The sequence below is a fragment of the Gemmatimonas sp. genome, from assembly GCF_044345575.1.
Taxonomy (GTDB): Bacteria; Gemmatimonadota; Gemmatimonadetes; order Gemmatimonadales; family Gemmatimonadaceae; genus Gemmatimonas.
This window is the reverse complement of the sequence record NZ_JBIJAW010000358.1, coordinates 1-3,293: the sequence shown is the minus strand read 5'-3', so window position 1 is coordinate 3,293 and position 3,293 is coordinate 1. Positions and strand designations below refer to the sequence as shown.

Annotated in this window: 3 protein-coding genes; 2 read left to right on the top strand and 1 reads right to left on the bottom strand. The window is 65.2% G+C overall.

Going from position 1 to position 3,293, the window contains the following annotated elements; all coding sequences use genetic code 11:
- On the bottom strand, positions 1-2,480 hold a 2,480-nt coding region (locus ACIQ6O_RS15090), incomplete at its 3' end, for a glycosyl hydrolase (RefSeq protein ID WP_396208603.1).
- A 152-nt stretch (positions 2,481-2,632) separates the two neighbouring features.
- On the opposite strand from ACIQ6O_RS15090, the gene ACIQ6O_RS15085 reads away from it, so the two are divergent.
- Together ACIQ6O_RS15085 and ACIQ6O_RS15080 are read left to right on the top strand one after the other, a co-directional pair.
- Entirely contained in the window at positions 2,633-2,860 is a 228-nt protein-coding gene (locus ACIQ6O_RS15085; RefSeq protein WP_396208602.1) for an AbrB/MazE/SpoVT family DNA-binding domain-containing protein, read from the top strand.
- Positions 2,861-2,863: 3 nt separating this feature from the next.
- A complete protein-coding gene (locus ACIQ6O_RS15080; protein ID WP_396208601.1) occupies positions 2,864-3,259 on the top strand; it encodes a type II toxin-antitoxin system death-on-curing family toxin in 396 nt (131 codons plus the stop codon).
- Positions 3,260-3,293: the final 34 nt, after the last annotated feature.

Genomic DNA, 3,293 nt, shown 5'->3' with positions numbered 1-3,293 from the left:
ACCGGGGCCTTGGTCGTGTCGTTGCTCGCCGCCGTACCCACCAGCTTCCCGGCCGCATCGTAGAACTCGAACTTCACCACCATGCTGTCCGCCGGCAGGCGATACGTGAACGTCGGCTGCGTCTGCCCGTTCAGGCGGTACACCGGCGCGGGCTTGTACAGATACGGCGCGCTGCCTTCCGCCTTCGCCGCGGCATCCGCCCAACGCAGGCTCGTGAGATTCTCCATCACCCAGAACGCGCGGCCGTGCGTGCTGATCGCCAGATCGTCGTCGCGCAGCATCATGTCACTCACCGGCACCGGCGGCAGATTCTTCTGCAGGCTCTGCCAGCTGTCACCGGCGTTGTAGCTCACCCACACGCCACGCTCCGTCGCCGCGTACAGCATGCCGGGGCGATGCAGGTCTTCACGAATGGCGCGCGTGAAGTGATCGGCCGTAATGCCGCTCGTGATCTTCGTCCACGTCACACCATAGTCCGTGGTCTTGTACAGATACGGCGTGAAGTCGTCCATCTGATAGCGGTTGCCCGCCGCGTACGCCGTGCCCGGCGCGTGCTGGCCCGCTTCGATGATGCTCCAGCGCATCCACTCCGGCAGCCCCTTCGGCGTCACATTCTTCCACGTCACGCCGTTGTCGCGCGACACGTGAATGAGCCCGTCGTCACTGCCCGTCCAGATGAGCCCCTTCACCAGCTTCGACTCGGCCAGCGTGAACACCGTGCCGTAGTACTCCACGCTCGTCTGGTCCTTCGTGATGGGACCACCGCTCGCGCCGAGTGTGCGCGGATCGTTGCGCGTGAGATCCTTGCTGATCGGCGTCCAGCTCATGCCGCCATCACGGCTGCGGAACACCACGTTGCTCCCCACGTAGATCGTGTTCGCATCGTGCGGCGAATGCACGATGGGATACGTCCACTGGAAGCGATACTTGCTGTCCTTCGCATCATGGCCCATGGGGTTGAGCGGCCACGGATCGAGCGCGAGCGTCTTGCCAGTGCGACGGTTGAGCATGTCCATGCTGCCACCGTAGTTCGCGCCGTACATGATGTCGGGATCCTTCGGATTGCTGCTGATGTAGCCGCTCTCACCACCGGCCACACTGTAGAACGTGCTGAACGGGCTCGCCGGCGCCGCGGGCGCCGCGCCGCCACCCATCATCTGCGCCATCATCGCTTCTCGTCCGCCGAGTGCGGCCGCGCGCACCGGGCCGCAGCTCGAGCCGGCGTCCTGCTTGGCGCCGCACACGTGATACGGGAAGTGGCTCGTGAGATGCACGTGGTAGTACTGCCCCGTGGGCGCGGCCACGCGCACGCTCGTCTTGCCGCCGTCCTTGGTGATGATCACGCCGTTGTCGTGCGCCACCGCCACGCGCAGCGGATCGTTCGGATCGATCCAGATGTCGTGGTTGTCGCCGCCACCGAAGCCGCGCGTGAACGTCTTGCCGCCATCCTTCGAGATGAGCGGGCTCACCTGCGGCCCGTACACTACGTTCGTGTCCTTCGGGTCCGCGTACAGCTTGCTGTAGTACCACGCGCGCTGACGGAGATTGCGATCACCCGTCATGAACGTCCACGTGGCCCCCGCGTCATCGCTGCGATACACGCCACCATTGGGCTCGTGCTCCACGATCGCCCACAGGCGGCTCGGCTTGGCCGGGCTCACCGTGATGCCGATCGCGCCGAGCGGGCCGCTCTTGGGAAGACCGGGATTGCGCGTGATCTCCGTCCACGTGTCGCCACCGTCGACCGTCTTGAAGATCGCGCTCCCCATGCCGCCGCTCACCAGCTGCCACGGCGTGCGGCCGGCCTGCCAGAAGCTGACGTAGATGATCTTGGGATTGCTCGGATCCATGATCATGTCCGCCACGCCGGTACTGTCGTTGCGGAAGAGGATCTGCTTCCACGTCTTGCCGCCGTCGGTGGTGCGGTACACGCCGCGTTCCTTGTTGGGGCCGAACACGTGCCCCAGCGCGCCCACGTACACGATGTCCGGGTTGTCCGGATGAATGCGCACGCGCGCGATGTACTGCGTTTCCTTGAGCCCCATGTACTGCCACGTCTTGCCGGCGTCGGTGCTCTTCCACACGCCGTCGCCGTGGCTCACGTTGCCGCGAATGGGCGTTTCACCGCCGCCCACCCACACCACGTCGGGATTGCTCTGCTGCACCGCGATCGAACCGATGGTGCCGCCGAAGTACGCGTCGGTCACTGGCGCGACGGTCTTGCCGCCGTCGGTGGTCTTCCACACACCACCACCGGTGGTGCCCATGTAGTACTCGTCGGCGCGGGCGCTGCTGCCGGCGATGGCGACCATGCGGCCGGCCTGGTTGGGGCCGATGTTGCGCCACTTCACATCGAACGACGTGTCGGCGTTGGCGGCGGGGCCGCGGCCGCCCTGGCCGCGTTGGGCTTGAGCGCCGGAGACCGTGACCGCGAGAAGGATCGCGCCGGTGGCCAGCGTGCTGCGAGGGGAGATTCGCACGGGTAGTTGGAATCGGGACGTGAGGAGTAGGGACTGCCTCTTATACGAACCCGTGGGTGGGCATGATGGCAAGCGCCGGAGGACCCCGAAGGCCCCTTTCTGGTGTAGCATATTTGTGCTACTCTTCTGTAGCTTATCACTTGGGAGTTGCGATGGTTCGCGAGGTAATCCTGCGTCAGGTCGGCGGCTCGATAGGAGCCACTATTCCGAAAGACATGGCTGAGCGGCTGCACCTTGGGGCCGGCGATCGGGTGTTGGCCGTGGAGACGGATCGCGGCATTCTCCTCACTCCCTACGACCCGGATGTCGAGGAAGGGTTGGCGGCGGCGGCGTATGCGGCCAAAAAGTTCCGGAATGCTCTTCGTGAGCTCGCGAAGTAGCTGATGTCCAGAATTCGTTGGGTGGCGCGACTTGTGCTGGACTCCGCGCATCTCGACCAGTTGCGGGAGCACGGCGGCCTGCCGGGCATTCGGGACGAGAATGCCCTGGAGGCCGCCTTGGCGCGCCCGCAGCAGAAGTACCACTACGAGCCGGACTCCGATCTCGCGACGCTCGCGGCCGCGTACGCCTTCGGGATTGCAAAGGCTCATCCGTTCAATGATGGGAACAAGCGTGCCGCAATCCTTTCAGCAGTCACGTTCCTGGTCCTGAATGGCCAGGATCTCGATGCGGATGAGGAGGAGGTGGTGCAGGTCGTGACGGCGCTTGCGGCCGGGTCCCTCACGGAGCCGGCGCTGGCTACGTGGATCCACAATCGGCTTATTCCCTTGCAGCTGTAGTCCGGCGTGGCATCGGGCCGCGCGATCACATAGG

What these genes read in the sequence shown, in the direction of transcription:
- ACIQ6O_RS15080 (WP_396208601.1), top strand. Translation starts at nt 2,864, where the DNA reads ATGTCCAGAATTCGTTGGGTGGCGCGACTTGTGCTGGACTCCGCGCAT.
- ACIQ6O_RS15085 (WP_396208602.1), top strand. Translation starts at nt 2,633, where the DNA reads ATGGTTCGCGAGGTAATCCTGCGTCAGGTCGGCGGCTCGATAGGAGCC.